Origin of the sequence: Paenibacillus sp. AD87 (genome assembly GCF_001659845.1) — a bacterium.
Classification (GTDB): Bacteria; Bacillota; Bacilli; order Paenibacillales; family Paenibacillaceae; genus Paenibacillus; species Paenibacillus marchantiae.
In genome coordinates, this window is the sequence record NZ_LXQN01000007.1 from 870,390 (window position 1) to 887,061 (window position 16,672).

General features: G+C 46.6%; 18 protein-coding genes. All 18 read left to right on the top strand.

Features of this window, described 5'->3' with window-relative positions:
• Nucleotides 1–21: 21 nt before the first annotated feature.
• On the top strand, nt 22–195 hold the full coding sequence (gene rpsU / locus gpAD87_RS03935; protein WP_005547957.1) for a 30S ribosomal protein S21: 174 nt from the start codon (nt 22–24) through the stop codon (nt 193–195).
• 15 nt (nt 196–210) lie between these two features.
• Nucleotides 211–654, top strand: a complete 444-nt coding sequence (locus gpAD87_RS03940; RefSeq protein ID WP_053781272.1) for a GatB/YqeY domain-containing protein — start codon at nt 211–213, stop codon at nt 652–654.
• Nucleotides 655–990: 336 nt separating this feature from the next.
• Nucleotides 991–2,313, top strand: a complete 1,323-nt coding sequence (locus gpAD87_RS03945; RefSeq protein WP_090810045.1) for an NfeD family protein — start codon at nt 991–993, stop codon at nt 2,311–2,313.
• A gap of 162 nt (nt 2,314–2,475) precedes the next feature.
• A complete protein-coding gene (floA, locus tag gpAD87_RS03950) occupies nt 2,476–3,486 on the top strand; it encodes a flotillin-like protein FloA (protein ID WP_162493573.1) in 1,011 nt (336 codons plus the stop codon).
• Between the two features lie 13 nt (nt 3,487–3,499).
• Nucleotides 3,500–4,117, top strand: a complete 618-nt coding sequence (locus gpAD87_RS03955) for a hypothetical protein (protein WP_064636387.1) — start codon at nt 3,500–3,502, stop codon at nt 4,115–4,117.
• Between the two features lie 172 nt (nt 4,118–4,289).
• Nucleotides 4,290–4,583, top strand: a complete 294-nt coding sequence (yqfC, locus tag gpAD87_RS03960) for a sporulation protein YqfC (protein WP_024628472.1) — start codon at nt 4,290–4,292, stop codon at nt 4,581–4,583.
• A complete protein-coding gene (gene yqfD / locus gpAD87_RS03965) occupies nt 4,580–5,773 on the top strand; it encodes a sporulation protein YqfD (protein WP_064636389.1) in 1,194 nt (397 codons plus the stop codon). The genes yqfC and yqfD overlap by 4 nt, the downstream gene beginning before the upstream one ends.
• Nucleotides 5,774–5,779: 6 nt before the next feature.
• Nucleotides 5,780–6,751: a PhoH family protein gene (locus tag gpAD87_RS03970; RefSeq protein WP_064636391.1), complete on the top strand. Its 972-nt coding sequence runs from the start codon at nt 5,780–5,782 to the stop codon at nt 6,749–6,751.
• 15 nt (nt 6,752–6,766) lie between these two features.
• Nucleotides 6,767–9,016 carry an HD family phosphohydrolase gene (locus tag gpAD87_RS03975; protein ID WP_064636393.1) on the top strand — a complete coding sequence of 750 codons (2,250 nt, stop codon included), beginning with the start codon at nt 6,767–6,769 and terminating at the stop codon, nt 9,014–9,016.
• 33 nt (nt 9,017–9,049) lie between these two features.
• Nucleotides 9,050–9,547 (top strand): rRNA maturation RNase YbeY, encoded by a 498-nt coding sequence (gene ybeY, locus gpAD87_RS03980; RefSeq protein ID WP_063567028.1) that lies wholly within the window; start codon nt 9,050–9,052, stop codon nt 9,545–9,547.
• On the top strand, nt 9,547–9,918 hold the full coding sequence (locus gpAD87_RS03985) for a diacylglycerol kinase family protein (RefSeq protein WP_063567027.1): 372 nt from the start codon (nt 9,547–9,549) through the stop codon (nt 9,916–9,918). The genes ybeY and gpAD87_RS03985 overlap by 1 nt, the downstream gene beginning before the upstream one ends.
• A 288-nt stretch (nt 9,919–10,206) precedes the next feature.
• Nucleotides 10,207–10,620: a cytidine deaminase gene (locus tag gpAD87_RS03990; RefSeq protein WP_063567026.1), complete on the top strand. Its 414-nt coding sequence runs from the start codon at nt 10,207–10,209 to the stop codon at nt 10,618–10,620.
• Nucleotides 10,621–10,661: 41 nt separating this feature from the next.
• On the top strand, nt 10,662–11,561 hold the full coding sequence (era, locus tag gpAD87_RS03995) for a GTPase Era (protein ID WP_063567025.1): 900 nt from the start codon (nt 10,662–10,664) through the stop codon (nt 11,559–11,561).
• A gap of 104 nt (nt 11,562–11,665) precedes the next feature.
• Nucleotides 11,666–11,806, top strand: coding sequence for a YqzL family protein (locus gpAD87_RS31350; RefSeq protein ID WP_079696207.1), 141 nt, complete (start codon nt 11,666–11,668; stop codon nt 11,804–11,806).
• Nucleotides 11,807–11,839: 33 nt separating this feature from the next.
• On the top strand, nt 11,840–12,592 hold the full coding sequence (gene recO / locus gpAD87_RS04000; protein ID WP_064636395.1) for a DNA repair protein RecO: 753 nt from the start codon (nt 11,840–11,842) through the stop codon (nt 12,590–12,592).
• Nucleotides 12,593–13,000: 408 nt separating this feature from the next.
• The gene (gene glyQ, locus gpAD87_RS04005; protein WP_063567023.1) at nt 13,001–13,888 is read left to right on the top strand and encodes a glycine--tRNA ligase subunit alpha; all 888 of its coding nucleotides are present in this window, start codon (nt 13,001–13,003) and stop codon (nt 13,886–13,888) included.
• Nucleotides 13,881–15,956, top strand: coding sequence for a glycine--tRNA ligase subunit beta (gene glyS, locus gpAD87_RS04010; RefSeq protein ID WP_064636396.1), 2,076 nt, complete (start codon nt 13,881–13,883; stop codon nt 15,954–15,956). The genes glyQ and glyS overlap by 8 nt, the downstream gene beginning before the upstream one ends.
• A gap of 206 nt (nt 15,957–16,162) precedes the next feature.
• The gene (locus gpAD87_RS04015; protein ID WP_063567021.1) at nt 16,163–16,651 is read left to right on the top strand and encodes a YaiI/YqxD family protein; all 489 of its coding nucleotides are present in this window, start codon (nt 16,163–16,165) and stop codon (nt 16,649–16,651) included.
• Nucleotides 16,652–16,672: the final 21 nt, after the last annotated feature.

The window sequence follows — 16,672 nt, forward strand, 5'->3', positions numbered from 1 at the left end:
GGTCGGAGGGAGGGAAAACTGGTGTCTGAAACTAAAGTTCGCAAAAACGAGACTATTGATGCTGCACTTCGTCGCTTTAAACGTTCCATCGCAAAAGATGGCGTATTGGCTGAGGTGAAGAAACGTAAGCATTATGAGAAGCCAAGCGTAAAGCGCAAGAAAAAGTCCGAGGCTGCTCGTAAGAGAAAGTTTTAGGAGGATTTTAACTACATGAATCTTAGCGAACGATTGAACGAAGATATGAAGCAAGCGATGAAGAGCAAGGACAAGTTCAAGCTCTCCAACATTCGGTTGATTCGTTCGACGATCAAGAATCTTGAAATAGATTTGAAAAGAGATTTGGATGATAACGAAGTGCTTGATATTCTGAGTCGTGAAATCAAACAGCGCAAAGATGCCCTCCAAGAATTTGACAAAGCGGGCCGTGAAGACCTCGCGGCAAATGCAAAAGCGGAAATTGAATTACTCAGTCAGTACCTTCCCGCACAGCTTACCGAAGAAGAAATTAAAGTTATTGTACAGCAGACCATCCAGGAAACCGGTGCTTCTTCGAAAGCCGAGATGGGGAAAGTCATGTCTGCCCTTATGCCGAAAGTCAAAGGCAAAGCGGATGGCAAACTGGTAAATCAAGCAGTTCAACAATTTCTGCAATAAAGCAAATCAATAAACACCTCCTGACTTGTCAGGGGGTGTTTTTTCCATTTTACATCATTGATACGGTACTCATTTCCCAGAAGAAATTTGAAACGTAATTAGTAATCCTTCATTTGTTCATGGAAATTCACAAATATTGCTTTTAAATGGATAATATATATGATTATGGATTTTAAATGTTGCAATTGCTTCCGGTTTCAAATATAATTTTAAGATTTTGAAACGAAATGTTGCATTGTACGTAATAAATACCATAAGCTGGACAGTATAACATTAATGGAAAAGGGGGGACTATTTGTGAAGGGAAAGCGCCGGAAGAAGCTTACGGGGCCATTGATGCTCATGATGCTACTGACGCTGCTGCTTCCTGTCTGGATTGGATCACCGTCAGCGCATGCAGCTGAGAAAAGTGGCGCCGTATATATCATTCCGGTGGATAAACCAATCGAGCAGGGACTTGGCAAGTTTATGGAACGCGGGTTCAAGGAAGCAGAAGAGATGAATGCTGGCCTGATCGTTCTGGATATCAATACGCCGGGAGGGCGTGTCGACACGGCAGAAGAACTGGGTACATTAATTAAGGAAAGCCCAGTTGAAACCGTTGCATTTGTCCGTGGAGATGCTGCCTCGGCCGGAAGTTTTCTGGCTTTGAATGCAGATAAGATCGTAATGTCGCCAGGGAGCATGATTGGTGCGGCAGCGATGGTGGACAGCACGGGTAAACATGTTGATGATCCGAAGCTGGTTGCATTCTGGAAGAGCAAGATGCAGGGAGCGGCTGAGAAAAGTGGCCGTGACGGCAAAATTGCAGCCGGAATGACGGATGTTAACATGGTCGTGGAGATGCCTGAGATTAATAAAACCAAGCAAAAAGGTGAAATTATTGCTCTCTCGGCCGAAGAAGCGCTGAAAGTGGGCTATGCGGACCATATCAGCAACACGCCGGAAGAAGCTGCAGCCTGGCTTGGTTACAGTCAGGATGATGTGTTCACTGTTCAGAGAACAGCTGCAGAGAACATATCCACATTTCTCACCAATCCTGTCGTCATGACGGTATTGCTATTCCTCGGAATAGCCGGTGTGATCATTGAGTTGATTGTACCTGGGTTCGGAGTGCCTGGTATTGTTGGTATCGTGTGCTTTGTGCTTTATTTCTCAGGGAACTACATTGCCGGTTTTGCCGGAGCGGAGACATGGGTGTTATTCACTGTCGGACTCATCATGATGATCCTCGAGATGTTTATCCCGAGCTTCGGTATTCTGGGGATTTTGGGATCGATTGCGCTTGTCGCTGGTGTCGTGCGAGCTGCCTATGATACAAGTGATGCATTTATATCGTTAGGTATTGCTTTTGGAGCCGCGCTGGTAGTCATTGCAATCGTTGTTATTCTGTTTAAGGATCGAGGCATATGGAATCGATTCATATTAAGTGACAGGCTGTCTGCTGATCAAGGATACTCTTCGGCGACAGAACGCAAAGAGTTGATCGGTTTGCAGGGCATCAGTTTGACTCCACTTCGTCCCTCGGGAACAGCGATACTTAACGGAGAGCGTGTCGATGTGGTGTCGGATGGAGATTTCATTCCGATTGATACACCAATTATTGTGATCAAAGCGGAAGGTACCCGTATTGTGGTTCAACAAGCATTACCGGTGTAACCCGCTCTGTTGCCGGAGTTGATTAAAGCTTCGGCAATGTACATAACCATTCTACGGAGGCTGCTAGTCGAGTGGTGTAAATCAATGCACAGCAGCAAAGTTCCACACTGTTTTTATCATGTTTCTTACAAAAATTAAATTGCAAATGGAGGAATTTTGACTATGGAACCAACCTTGATTACGGTTTTGCTTATTGCGGTAGTTGCGATTATCGTATTGAGCGTATTCTTCAGCTTTTTCCCGGTTATGCTCTGGATCTCAGCCCTTGCATCGGGCGTACGCGTGGGGATTATCACGCTGGTAGCGATGAGACTAAGACGTGTAACACCTAGCAGGATCGTAAATCCACTGATTAAAGCAACCAAAGCTGGACTTCAATTGACAATGAATCAACTGGAGAGTCACTTCCTAGCTGGTGGTAATGTAGACCGAGTTGTAAACGCCCTGATTGCTGCACAACGTGCGAACATTCCACTCGAATTTGAACGTGCTGCTGCGATTGACCTTGCGGGTCGTGACGTATTGCAAGCCGTACAGATGAGTGTAAACCCACGTGTTATTGAAACGCCGATTGTTTCTGCGGTAGCAAAAGATGGTATCGAAGTTAAAGTAAGAGCGCGGGTTACGGTTCGTGCCAATATTGACCGCCTCGTCGGTGGTGCGGGTGAAGAGACGATTATTGCACGTGTCGGCGAAGGTATCGTAAGTACAAACGGTTCCTCGAATTCCCATAAAGATGTCCTGGAAAATCCAGATCTGATCTCCCGTACCGTATTGTCCAAAGGTCTGGATGCAGGTACCGCTTTTGAAATCCTGTCTATTGATATCGCGGACGTGGATGTAGGTAAAAACATTGGTGCCTTCCTTCAAACGGAGCAGGCAGAGGCTGACAAACGTATTGCACAGGCAAAAGCGGAAGAACGTCGCGCTATGGCCGTTGCTCAAGAGCAAGAGATGAAAGCGCGCGTAGTGGAAATGAGAGCGCGTGTAGTTGAATCCGAATCCCAAGTACCTCTTGCTATGGCTGAAGCACTCCGTAGCGGTAAAATTGGTGTAATGGACTACATGAACCTGAAAAACATTGAAGCAGATACTCAAATGCGCAACACATTAGGAAAACCTGGTGAAAATACAAACTCCAACGATCACGGTGATTCCAAAAACGGAAGATAGGCGGTGAGTGCATATGGGCCTATTTGAATGGATTTTTAATAATCTGTATATTGTAGCAGTCATCGCTTTTGCACTCTTTTCCTTCCTTGGAAAAGCAGCCAAATCGGCTGATCCGAACAAAAAGCGTGCAAATAACGGGATGCCTACGTTTGGAGGGAGTGGTGATTCGGACCGGAATGATCGCTCGCGGGGAAATACCGCACCGCAGCAGTCATCGGCTCCTTCAGATCCCCGCTATGATGAGCAGTATGACGAACGATACGACGAGCGGTATGATGACGATCAGTACGATGATCGATATGATCAAACCTATTCGCAGCCAGCAACGACATCTGCCCGTCCTGTGAATGACGACTTTGGAGGGCAGAGTTCTCTGGGTGGAATGGAAAACTCCCTCGAAGAACAAATGAAAGTGATGGAGCAACGACAACGTGAAATTCGGGAGCGACTCGATCGTATCTCTACTGCAAATACACCGGTTGTGTCTGACTCCAGTTGGGATGAAGTTTCATCCAGCGAGTCCGGACCGTCCCAGCTCCGCCGGGAAGACATTCGTACTGGTGTGTTGTGGGCAGAGGTTCTCGGTTCTCCGCGCTCTAAACAACCCTTTGGAACACGAGGGAAACTATAACTTTATATTATATTAATAAGTGAAAAGCCGTCTCTGGTGAGCATAAATCCAGACGACGGCTTTTTTCTGTCTCGGTCTCTTTTTATTTTCACATCTAACACGTTCCGTAGTTTTCATAATTTCAGGAATCTGCGCATAAGTTGAACTGTAGAGGAAGGGGGAAGACCTTCGAATGACCCGGATCAGCCGCAAGCTGCGCAGATGGACCAGTGAAGTTCTGGATCTGCCGCAGGACGTGCTTTACGATATGCCACGGTTAACCCTGATCGGCACAAAGCAATTGTATATAGAGAATCATCGTGGTGTCATTCATTTTACACCGGATCGCATCGTTCTGGCTCTCTCACAGGGTCAGCTGGAGATCAAAGGAACTGAACTGATGATTCGCAATATTTTGCCGGATGAAGTGGCTGTTGAAGGAACAATTCTGGATATTCATATGAATGGAGCGGAGGGGAACGGATGAAGCAGCCCAGTCTGTACAAACTGCGCGGAGCAGTCCGAATCACGGTCACTGGGGGGGATATTGAAGCATTAATCAATACGGTGGCAGAGCAGGGACTGGAAGTATGGGACCTGCGTGCCCATGATGGACGCAAGGCAGAAATGAATATTCTGCTACCGCATTTTTTCAGGCTGCGTCCTTTGCTGAAACGGACAGGCTGCCGGGTAAAGGTGACACACCGGAGTGGATTTCCTTTTTTTGCAGCCCGTTTGTTAAGAAGGAAGTTCTTTCTAGGCGGCATGCTATTTTTTGTAGCAGCTCTGTTTGCGTTATCATCAATGGTTTGGAATGTAGAAGTGAAAGGCAATGTGACGATTCCCACGGATGAAGTGCTCGCGGCAGCAAAGAAAGAAGGCATCTACCCCTTCCAGTGGGGATTTCGGCTGCAAAGCCAGGACAAGCTCTCCAGACAGCTCGCGCTGGCTCTGCCAGATGTAACCTGGATTGGGGTGAGCAAAGAAGGGACAACCATCACCATCCAGGTTGTGGAGTCAGCACAGCCCAAGCGTGAACCGCTGCTGAACCCGAGACATCTGGTCAGTAAAACAGACGCTGTAATCACTCAAATTTACGCGGAGCAGGGGCGCCCTGTCGTGCAGAAGGACATGCGTGTCAAGAAGGGGCAGGTACTGATATCCGGTATTTTGGGAGATGAAGAGAATACAAAGACCATTGTAGCCAAAGGGGAAGTGCGCGGACTGGTGTGGCGTGAATATCAAGTCGAAGTCCCTCTTGTGCAGAAACATAACACGATGACTGGAGATAGCAAGGAACGTTTTTACATTGTGCTGGGAAAATGGGCGATACAACTCTGGGGATACGGGAATACGCCTTTTACCACATTTGATACCGAAAGTGATCATAAACCGCTGACCTGGAGATCCTTCACACTTCCCATGGGATGGCTGACTGAGAAAGATTTGGAAACTCGGGAACAAGAGGAGCAGCATACGATTGAATGGGCTAGAACGAAAGGATTGGAAGGAGCAAGAAACGATATTATCGCCAAAAATGGCAAAGGAACGAAAATTTTAAGCGAAAAAATTTTGCATGAGAAGAAAGAGAATGGTAAAGTTTATATGAAAGTATTATTTGAAGTGGAAGAAAGCATTGCGGAAGAACTTCCGTTAGTCCATAGTCAAGGAGAATGAGGCTATTTGTCAGAGCAAACACGCAGCATACGAATCTCCCTCCAAAGTGCGGGAGAGGGTCAATCTCTTTTTGGACCCCAAGATATTTTTCTGAAACTGATTGAATCCGAGATTCCCGCCCAGATCGCATCCCGTGAAGCGGAGATTGTGATCCATGGCAACATGCAGAATGTGGAATCGCTTGAACAATTATTTGATGTGTTGTTGCAATTGGTACGTAACGGATATGTGTTAACCGAAAGGGACGTTAAGTATGCCATTGAGCTTGCAAAGGAACTGCGTGCAGACCAGCTTCTGGATCTGTTCAAAGGCGAGATTACAACGACGTACCGTGGTAAGCCGATCCGTGTTAAAACGATTGGACAGAAACACTATGTAACTACAATAAAAAAACGTGATGTTGTATTTGGTATCGGTCCAGCCGGTACAGGTAAAACGTATCTTGCTGTTGTCCTGGCTGTGGCAGCAATTAAGGAAGGAAGCGTCAAGAGGATCGTGCTCACAAGACCTGCAGTTGAAGCGGGAGAGAGTCTTGGTTTCTTGCCTGGTGATCTTCAGGAAAAAGTTGATCCTTATTTACGGCCGCTGTACGATGCTTTGTACGATGTTATGGGACAAGAGCAGACTGCGAAGGCACTGGAGCGCGGTTTGATCGAAATTGCACCTCTTGCCTATATGCGGGGACGTACACTGGATGATTCGTTTATTATCCTGGATGAAGCTCAGAATACGACACCGGAGCAGATGAAAATGTTTCTGACTCGTCTCGGTTTTGGTTCCAAAATGGTTATTACCGGTGACGTGACACAAATTGATTTACCGCGCGGCAAAAAGTCAGGGCTTGTGGAAGCCAATGCAATATTGGGCCAAGTGGAAGAGATTGGATTTGTCTATTTTGCCGAGCAAGATGTTGTACGGCACTCCCTCGTCCAGAAAATCATCGTCGCCTATAACCACGCCGCAGAAAATCAAGAATAGAAAGGGATTGTCTCGATGACCTCGAAGGAACTGTCAAAAGGCAAATCTTTTCAAAATAGAGCTACAGGATGGAAGTATAGCGTGTGGGCACGCTATCTTCTGTTTTTGTTTCTGGTGATCCTCTTCTACGTGAGTCTTGCTTCCAAGCTACTCCCAGAGCGGTATGATATTCAGGAAGGCACACGAAGTGAAGTGAATATTGCTGCGCCCATGCAGATCCCGAATACCAAGGCTACACTGAAAGCACAAGAAGAAGCCGCTGAACGTGTACAGCCGATGTTTCAGATCGTGCAGATGCGGAACGAAAATCTGATGACGACTCTGCTTGATCGTATTGATCGACTGAATCAGGATGATCAGATTTCCAGTCAGGACAAGATTGACATCTATCGTGATGAAATACCGCAGCGTCAGAAAGATTTTGTTTCCAATTTCATCAACAACAACCGGAAAGCGGGTACATACTCCGAAACTCTGTTGGAAGAGATCAGAAATGTGGTACAGGAGCAAAGCTACCGCATCCCGGAAGAGACATATATCAAAATTTCACGTCTGACTTCGGATGATATTCAGGAGATGAAGGCCGTTGCTCGGGATATCGTCTCCAGATTAATGACCGACCAGATTAGTGAGGCTACAACAGCTCGTGCCAAAGTGGCCGAGATGGTGAGTGTGAGCTCCCTAAGCAAGCGTACGCAGCGTGAAGTTGTACAGGAGCTTGCTCGTCTTGTGGTAACGTCTAACCGCTTCTACGATGAAGAGGGTACAAAAGAAGCTAAAGTACAGGCTCGTGAGAACACTCAAACGGTCTTTATCAAGCAAGGAGATACGCTTGTTGCCAAGGGTGAGATGATTACCCCGGAGATGTACACCCTTCTGGGCGAGAACGATTTGCTGAAAAACGAAGTGAACTATTGGCCTCAGCTTGGACTGCTTATGCTGTCTTGTCTGTTGTCGGCAGCGATTCTCATGTATATTCAGCAATTCAGCGGAACGCATTTCAAATATAATAATGCTCAACTGCTGATGCTTGTTCTCATATTTATTATTACGATTGTAGTTATGCATGTTACGGCGATACTCCAGACCAGTGAGAATTCATACGTAGGCTTTCTTGCCCCTGTTGCCGTAGGAGCAATGTTAATTGCATTGCTGCTGGATACATCGCTTGCCTTTGTCTGCTCGATTATTATCGGCATGCTGTCGAGTATTATTTTGAATACACATCAGGGTCAGATTTTTGACTTTGAACTTGGATTCTTCGCGGTGTTGGTATCGTTTGTTGCGATCTTCGCCACCCATCGAGCAAGTCAGCGGTCTACGATCCTGAAAGGCGCCATTATGGTCTGTCTGTTCGGATCGATGGCAGTCTTCACGCTGGCGTTGATTGACTCAAGTGACTGGAACCGTACGACAACGCTCTATGGCATTGGATTTGCGTTTGCCGGAGGCGTACTGACCGCCATATTGGTTATTGGGCTAATGCCATTTTTCGAAACCTCATTTGGCATCTTGTCTGCGCTGAAGCTGGTGGAACTGTCTAATCCCAATCACCCGCTACTACGTAAACTGCTAACAGAGACACCGGGAACCTATCACCACAGTGTGATGGTAGGAAACCTGTCAGAAGCCGCCGCAGAGGCGATCGGTGCCAATGGGTTGTTATGTCGGGTCGGCTCGTATTACCATGATATTGGCAAGACCAAGCGACCGATTTATTTCATTGAAAATCAAAACAATATGGAAAATCCGCATGATTCGATTGATCCAAAGCTGAGCAAGTCCATTATCGTGGCTCACGCACGCGATGGTGTGGAAATGCAGAAGGACTACAAGCTGCCGAGGCCTATTCGGGACATTGCTGAGCAGCATCATGGAACAACCTTCCTGCATTACTTCTATCACAAAGCACTGCGTCAGGCTGAGGAAGCAGGAGTGGAACCTGATTTTACGGAAGATGATTTCCGTTATCCGGGTCCCAAGGCTCAGTCCAAAGAGTCGGCGATTGTTGGTATTGCTGACAGCGTGGAAGCTGCGGTCCGTTCCTTGCGGAAGCCTACTGTAGAGCAAGTGGAGTCCATGATCGAAAAGATTATTAAAGGTCGACTGGACGATCATCAGTTTAACGACTGTGATCTGACAATGCGGGAGCTGGATATCGTCGCCAAGACCCTTAAGGAAACCGTCATGGGTATATTCCACTCCAGGATTGAATATCCGGAAGAAATGAAGAAACCGAAGCCAACCTCGCCTGAAGCGGGTTGATTCGCTAATATGAGAAGACAGGAGTATGAAAGAATGAGTCTTAACCTAGCATGGAATAATGAACAACAGGATAAAGAAATCACCGAACCGATGATCGCAATGCTGGAGCAGCTGCTGAACCTTGCAGGGGAAGCAGAGGGTGTTGCGGACGGGGAAGTGGCCCTGACTTTCGTAGATGATGAGCAGATTCATGAGCTGAACCGTGACTATCGCGGCATTGATCGTCCAACAGATGTATTGTCTTTTGCAATGAATGAGACTGTGGATGAGGAACTGGATATCATCTACGAACTGGATGAGGATGAAGAAATGGAAGAAATGCCGGATGTTCTGGGGGATATTATTATTTCTGTTCCACGGACCATCCTGCAGAGTGAAGAATATGGGCATTCATTTGAACGTGAGCTCGGGTTCCTGTTTGTTCATGGCTTCTTGCACCTGCTTGGATATGATCATCAAGATGAAGCCAGCGAAGCCGAAATGATGGGCAAACAGGAAGCGGTACTCGCCCAAGCCGGGTTGACACGATAATGAAAAGGCGCTCCTGGGGGATGGTATTCCGCAATGCTGCGGAAGGAATCGTATACGGGCTGCGGACTCAGCGGAATGTAAGAGTTCATACAGGAGTCGCCATTTTGATGTGTGCAGCCGGCTTTTTTTTCGGGATTTCCAGAACGGACTGGATGTTTGTACTGACAGCCGTTTTTCTGGTTCTTGTGACGGAGCTGATGAATACAGCTGTGGAAGCTGCTGTAGATCTGGCGCATCCGCATATACATCCGCTGGCAAAAGCGGCGAAGGACACCGCGGCCGGTGCGGTTTTGCTGGCTGCGGTGTTCGCCGTCATCATCGGGAGTATCGTTTTCATTAAGCCGGTGATGAGCTGGCTGGGTTTGCTGTGATTTTGTTTTTGTTTTGATTTTAATATTACACACAAATTATAAAGTTGGACTCATTTTTAAGTTGAACTTCTGGTTTGCACAATAACGGAGAGGTCAGAAATAACTTGTAGAAGCGAAGCGTTCGCCTTTATCACCGGATTTTCACTTTGGAAAAGGGAATCAATAAAATCCGGGGATAACAGCGATCGTAAGGTTGTTCTGACAGCGGAGAGGCCAGTGCAAATATTTTTAAGTTGAACTTAACTCATTGAGTGCAACTTTATATACACCCTAAGGGAGAGATTAATTATGGATAATGATTTGTTGATGCAAGAAGCAATTAAGGCACGTACGAAAGCGTATACGCCTTATTCTCATTTTGGTGTAGGTGCAGCTTTGCTTGACAGTGAGGGACATGTGCATCATGGTTGTAATATTGAGAATGCTGCTTATACGCCAGGCAACTGTGCTGAGCGTACAGCCATGTTCAGTGCGATAGCAGGAGGTAAGCAACCACGCAGTTTCAAAGCCATTGCCATTGTAGGAGATACAGACGGCCCGATTGCTCCATGCGGCGTATGTCGTCAAGTGATGTATGAACTGTGTGAACCGGATATGAAAGTTATTCTGGGTAACATGAAAGGTGATCTGCAGGAGACTACAGTTGCCGAACTATTGCCATGGGCTTTTGGACCATCTGATCTGAACTCTGCTAAAAAGTAAAAACCAATACATTCCAGGCCTAGGCGCCTGAGGAGGAACATATGAAAAAACAAGCATTCAAATCCGGCTTTGTAGCCATTATTGGACGTCCCAATGTAGGTAAATCCACACTGATGAATCAAGTCATTGGACAGAAAATTGCGATTATGTCGGACAAGCCACAAACGACTCGTAATAAGATTCATGGTGTTTATACATCGGAACACCAACAAATCGTTTTCCTGGATACGCCAGGGATTCACAAACGTCAATCCAAGCTGGGCGATTACATGAACCAGACCGCTTTGAATACGCTCGGAGAAGTCGAAGCTGCTCTTTTCCTGATCGATGCCTCGGAAGGCATGGGCGGTGGTGACCGTTATATTGCAGAACAATTGAAAAATGTACGGACGCCTGTCATTCTTGTCATGAACAAAATTGATAAAATTGAGCCGGAAGCATTGCTTCCGCTGATTGAGGAATATCGCAAGCTGCATGATTTCGCTGAAATCGTACCTGTTTCTGCCATGCTCGGCAGCAACGTAAGTACCTTGCTTGAGCAGCTCGGCAAGTATTTGCCGGAAGGTCCGCAGTACTATCCAGATGACCAGGTTACAGACCATCCGGAGCAGTTCGTTTGTGCTGAGTTGATTCGGGAGAAAATTTTGCAAATGACGCGTGAAGAAGTGCCGCACTCCATTGCGGTCACAATTGAGGATATGAAAGTACAGGACAACGGCGTCGTTTATATTTCTGCCGTCATTTTTGTGGAGCGTGATTCGCAAAAAGGGATCATTATCGGTAAACAGGGTGCCTTGCTTAAAGAAGTGGGGAAACGTGCCCGCCATGATATTCAAAACCTGTTAGGTTCCAAAATCTTCATGGATCTGTGGGTTAAAGTGAAAAAAGACTGGAGAAATCAGGATCGAGTTCTGCGTGACCTTGGCTTTGGCCGCGACTAATCGTCGGAATTGTATCCAGTAATTGCAACACATAGTTTACCTTGCAAGACTCCATCCTATCTGGTAGAAGCAGACGTCATTTCCGAAGAGAGGATGAAATTCCGATGCGAGATTTTTCGTGGAAGGTTTTTGCGATGACGGGGGATGTGGAATCCTATCTGTTGTATGCTGAGGCATGTAGCTCAGTGGGACAGGAGTCGGAACCTGCAAGGGAAGTGATTGAAGATGAAGAAGCCGAAGGTTAATTGGCTAATTCGGGAATGGTTAGGTGACGAGGCATGCTATACAGGGTGGAAGGGATTGTCATCCGCAGCATGGACTACGGCGAGGGAAACAAAATCATTACGCTTTGCACCGAAAGCGGCGGGAAAGTAGGGGTACTCGTCCGCGGTGCCAAAAAACCCAAAAGCCGACATGCTGCACTGGTGCAGCCATTTACGTACGGTCAATATGTATATTTTCGTAACACCGGTCTGGGAACACTAAACGCAGGTGAGATCATCGAATCTTATCATGAGCTGCGTGAAGATCTGATTAAGGCCTCCTATGCATCTTATGCTTGTGAACTGTTGGATCGTGTGTTGCAGGATGAAGAGACAGGTACGTTCTGGTTCAAACAGTTGAAAGCCTGTCTTCAGGCGTTGAAGGAAGAGAAAGATCCGGTCGTCATCACAAGCCTGTATGAAATGAAAATATTACAGGCAGCCGGGTACGGACCTCAGCTTGATGATTGCATTTCTTGTGGTCACGAGCGTCCGGATGAGCAATTATTTGTTAGTCCAAGGCTTGGAGGCGTTCTGTGCCGTGCTTGCAAACACTTTGATCCTCCGGCGATTTCCGTGAGTCCGAAGGCGTTGAAACTCTTGCGTCTGTTTGCACAGCTGGATCTGCAAAGGCTTGGTAATATATCGGTTAGCGAAGGCACCCGGGATGAGATCAAAAAGATCATGCGGGCCTTTATGGATCATCAACTTGGCTTGAATCTAAAATCCCGTTCTTTTCTTGATCAAATGGAAAAGTACGGGATTTGAGTCGTCTTGATGTGAAATAAGTAATATATCTTGACTTCGTACTTATTTTTATATATTATGAACTATAATTTCTCTTTTGGAGACATGCATTGAACGAGAAAGTAGGAGACTTGATTTATACATTCAGGAGCAGAAGAGGTCGGTTGACCTTACTAATCTTGTGTGAGCGAGCCGGGGATGGTGGGAGCCGGGTTGAATCGGTCTGTGAAACGGCACTCGGGAGCATGAATGACACGGAAAAGTGGGCTTGAATGAACAGGATCTCTGTTTATATCTAAGCCAAGTAGGGTGGAACCGCGGGAATAGCTCTCGTCCCTATGTCTGTATAACAGGCGTAGGACGAGGGCTTTTTATTGTCTGTACCGTTCTAGGCTTGTTCATCACAAACCATCGAAAAGGAGCATGATTATGAATTTTCAGCAGATGATTCTCACGCTGCAACAATTCTGGGCCGCGCACAACTGTATTATTGTTCAACCATATGATACGGAAAAAGGGGCAGGTACGATGAACCCGATGACCTTTTTGCGTTCGCTTGGACCCGAGCCTTGGAAAGTAGCTTATGTAGAGCCGTCCCGCCGTCCTTCGGATGGTCGTTATGGAGAAAATCCAAACCGTCTCTATCAGCATCATCAATTCCAGGTTATTATCAAGCCTTCGCCAGACAATATTCAGGAGATTTACCTGGAAAGTCTGAAACAGTTGGGTATTGATCCGCTCAAACATGATATTCGGTTTGTTGAAGACAACTGGGAGAACCCTTCCCTCGGCTGTGCTGGTCTTGGCTGGGAAGTCTGGCTGGACGGTATGGAAATCACCCAATTTACGTATTTCCAACAAGTCGGTGGAATCGAGACGAATCCGGTAGCAGTTGAAATTACGTATGGTATGGAGCGTCTTGCTTCGTACATTCAGGAAAAAGAAAATGTGTTTGAGTTGGAATGGGTAGACGGAATTACATATGGTGATGTGTTCCGTCAGCCTGAATTCGAACACTCCAAATATACGTTTGAAGTATCTGATGTCAAAATGTTGTTTACGCTGTTCAACATGCATGAAGAGGAAGCGAACAAGGCTATGGCACAAAATCTAGTTTTCCCGGCATATGACTATGTGTTGAAATGTTCGCATACGTTCAACCTGTTGGATGCGCGCGGAGCAATCAGCGTAACGGAGCGTACTGGGTACATTACCCGTGTCCGTAATCTGGCTCGTCAAGTGGCTGCAACATATGTGGAAGAGCGTGAGAAGCTCGGCTTCCCGCTGATCAAGAAAGGGGGAGCTGAGCATGTCTAAGGATCTGTTATTTGAAATTGGTCTGGAAGAAGTGCCTGCACGCTTCATGCGAGCAGCAATTGAACAGCTGCAGGATCGTGTCGTGAAATGGCTGGATGCATCCCGCATTGCTTATGGTGAAGTGAATGCGTATGCCACACCGCGCCGACTGGCTGTTTTGATCAAGGATGTTGCCGAGAAACAGGAAGACGTGGAGGAAGAAGTAAAAGGACCTTCCCGTAAAATAGCACTCGACGACAGTGGTAACTGGAGTAAAGCTGCACTCGGGTTTGCCCGTAGTCAGGGTGTTGAACCGGATCAGTTTACATTCAAGGAACTGAGCGGCGTGGAATATATCTACGCGACCAAGAGCAGTAAAGGCGTTGAAACCTCATCTGTGATCGGTCAGGGTTTGCTGGCTATACTGCAGGCCATGACGTTCCCGAAATTCATGCGTTGGGCTTCGTATGATTTCAAATTTGTGCGTCCGATTCGCTGGATTGTTGCTCTGCTGGGCAGCGATGTTATTGAGTTGGAAGTTGCAGGCGTAAAGTCTGGCAATGTAACACGTGGACATCGTTTCCTCGGGAAAGAGGCGGTCATTTCGGATCCCGCTTCGTATGTGGAATTGCTTCGTTCCGAGCACGTCATTGCGGATATCAAAGAACGTGAGCAGATGATTGTATCCCAGATCCAGGCACTGGCTGCCGAGAAGAAATGGGATATTGCGATTAAGGAAGATTTACTGGAAGAGGTCCTGTTCCTGGTTGAGACACCAACGGTGCTGTTCGGAACATTCGAATCTTCATTTTTGAATATTCCACAAGAGGTACTGATTACTTCAATGCGTGAGCATCAACGTTATTTCCCGGTGCTTGATAATGATGGACAATTGCTGCCATACTTCGTTACGGTTCGTAACGGCGGCAGCGATTCACTGGATGTCATTGCAAAAGGAAACGAAAAGGTACTTCGTGCACGTCTGTCTGATGCCAAGTTCTTCTACGAGGAAGACCAGAAGCTGGAGATTAAGGATGCATTGTCGAAACTGGAAAGTATCGTCTTCCAGGAAGAGCTGGGAACGGTTGGAGATAAAGTTCGCCGTATTCGCAAAATTGCGGATGGTCTAGCTAGCAAGCTGCAAGTACCAGCCGATGTAGCCGAAGCGGTGAATCGTTCTGCGGATATCTGCAAATTCGACCTTGTTACACTTATGGTGGGAGAATTCCCTGAACTGCAAGGTGTGATGGGTGAGGATTATGCCCGTAAAGCTGGTGAAAAAGAAGAAGTGGCCAAAGCGGTATTTGAGCACTATCAGCCACGATTCGCTGGAGATCAATCTCCTGCTTCGCTCGTTGGTGCTATTGTGAGTGCTGCGGATAAAATGGATACAATTGTAGGATGTTTCTCGATTAATATCATTCCTACAGGATCTCAAGATCCTTACGCGCTGCGCCGTCAGGCAGCAGGGATCGTACAAATTTTGCTGGATCACAATCTTCCGCTGACATTGTCCGATGTATTCGGCGTTGCTCTTCAAGTGCATGCTCAGATGAACCTGTTGAAACGTGCGGATGAAGAGGTGCGTAAAGATTTGCAGGACTTCTTCGGTCTTCGTGTGAAGAAACTGTTGTCGGAAACGGTTCGTTATGATGTTGTGGACGCAGTGATTTCTTCCGGATTTGATGATATCAGCGCGGTAGTACCAAAAGGTGAGGCACTCATGGCAGCTGTCCAAACAGGAGATGCCTTCAAAACAACCGTCGAATCCTTTAACCGTGTCGGTAATCTGGCTGCCAAAGCATCCAATGCTTCGGTACATGCAGAACTCTTCACAGAAGAAGGAGAGCGCCAGCTGCATGAAGCATGGAGCAAAACCAATGAGGAATATCGTCAGGTATTGTCTCAGCATGCTGCTGCTGAAGCGCTCGCGATTGCATCAGCTTGGAAGGAAGCTATCACCGTATTCTTCGATTCGGTTATGGTTATGGCTGAAGATGAGGCTGTGCGTGCGAATCGTCTGGCATTGCTTGCAGCCATTGACCGTGATCTGAAAGCTTTTGCTGATTTCTCCAAATTGGTCTGGTAGTCGGGTCCTTTCTGCTCCGAGTGGACAGATCTGCGGCAAAGCATAAATTCAGTATTAAAGAAGGATATATGAGGGTATAAATATACGGAACGGATTGTGAAAAATTTATATTTACAGCCGTTCCGTATTTTAGCCTTTGATTTCCATTGACCGGTCAGAAGGATTTTGACTGGCTGGGGTCGTATATTACAATATGCAGCTATTTTATGAAACCGGGTGGTCTGGCTTTGAGTGAGTTGAATGTACGCCACATTGTTGTGGATGGTGATGCTTGCCCGGTCAAGGCTGAGATCGCAGAAACAGCTCTCCAATTCAAAGTTCCTGTATTGATGGTTTCTTCATTTGATCATTTTCTTCAGGGCGGAGAAGGAGTGCGAACCGTTCAGGTAGATCGAAGTGATCAGAGCGCAGACCTGTACATTGCCAATCACATCAAGCCATACGATGTGGTCATTACACAGGATTATGGACTGGCGGCGCTCGCACTTGGCAAACGTTGTTATGTTTTATCATTTCGTGGTCGTGAATTTAATGATCGTGACATTGATTTCATGCTGGATTCCCGTCATACTGCGGCCAAAGCACGAAAAAGAGGGCATTATGGAAAAGGCCCAAAGCCTTTCACAGAGCAGGATCGGGAAATTTTTCAACATAAACTGACAAAACTTTTGAAAGATTTGCAGGAGAATGTGTAAGTTTATCGAATAATATTTACG